Annotated in this window: 1 protein-coding gene; it reads right to left on the reverse strand. The window is 54.0% G+C overall.

Features of this window, described 5'->3' with window-relative positions; all coding sequences use genetic code 11:
* Positions 1–694: 694 nt before the first annotated feature.
* Positions 695–1,299: hypothetical protein (locus V6D20_04015; protein HEY9814957.1), on the reverse strand; the 605-nt coding region annotated here is incomplete at its 5' end.

The raw sequence follows: 1,299 nt of genomic DNA on the forward strand, positions 1-1,299 counted from the left end.
CAAAATCCATCGCCCGCCAGTCACGGCTTGGCCCCTCGCCCCGATCAAGCCTACGGCACTCTGCCGCCATCATGGCCCGCATATCCTTTAGCTCGGGGATGGTGTAATGCGCTGCCGGGTGAGGGCCATCCAGCCAATCAACCATCTCATCGCCGTATATCTCCCTAAGCCTAATTGCGTATTCTTGGTGTATCGTTTCGGGCTTGCGGGCTTGGTTCTTGTCTGGGCGGCGGTTGGCTCTATTACATGCAGAGCCCTGAATGTGACAATTGCGCGGGTCAAGGCGGAGTGTTGCGTTGCTGCCTACCGAATGGTAGTGCCCGGCGTCCCAATAGCTGCCACACTTCATGCGCCCGCAGGATATGCAAGGCTTACCTTCATCAAGCAGCCTGATCATCCGATTGAATACGATCTGGGTTATCCCTACCTGATGCCCATGATCATTGGCGTTGTCCTTCTGCTTTGCCTTGCTGGGCCTATTGGTTGGCCTGATCATTTGGTTCAGTGCCTTCTGCTTAGCTTTAGCCTCGCGCTCTGCCTTACGCTCCCTAGCAGCCTGGGCCTTTTCCCTGCCGTGTAGTGAGAGGCATTCGACCCCGCAGAATCCGCCCGCTGTGATGGGATCGGTGCAATCCTTTTTTGCTGGGATATGGGCGCGACATTGGCGACACTTACGCATTTTCATTTGCCTCTGCTAAAATATTGAATGCTGTTGCTGCCACTCTTGAAACTTGCCCATTTCCAAGGGCTTTAAGTCTGTCCATCCTATAGGCCACCCCATTAGCCACTCGACCCACGCTGGGTTCAACTGGCCACTTTCGGATGAAACAGATTGACTCAGCATTATCTGCTTTCCTTTCGCCTTTCTGCGTTTGATAGCTGGGCTGCTTAAATTCCCACGATCTCTGTTGTCGCTTGCTTGTGGTGTCGGCCAATTCTTGACTGCCGTTGCCAATCCGTCCCCACTCGTTTTGCTCGCACCCTTGCGGTTGTGGTTTCCGCATACTGTTATGGTGGGCCACAATCCAGATTCTTTTCCGACGGTGGGGAGCGCCAACGTCATCCGCTCCCAACACTCCCCATTCAGCATTGAACCCCATTTCGGCCAAGTCTCCGAGAACTCTTCCGAGTCCGCGAGAAGTGAGAGCTGGCGAGTTTTCCACATAGACAAATCGTGGTTGTACTTCGCTAATGATTCTGACGAACTCAGACCAAAGGCCGCTTCTGGCTCCTGATATTCCAGCCCCCGAGCCTGCGACTGATATGTCCTGACAGGGAAACCCTCCAGAAATGACATCA

Source organism: Candidatus Obscuribacterales bacterium (genome assembly GCA_036703605.1).
Lineage (GTDB): Bacteria > Cyanobacteriota > Cyanobacteriia > RECH01 > RECH01 > RECH01.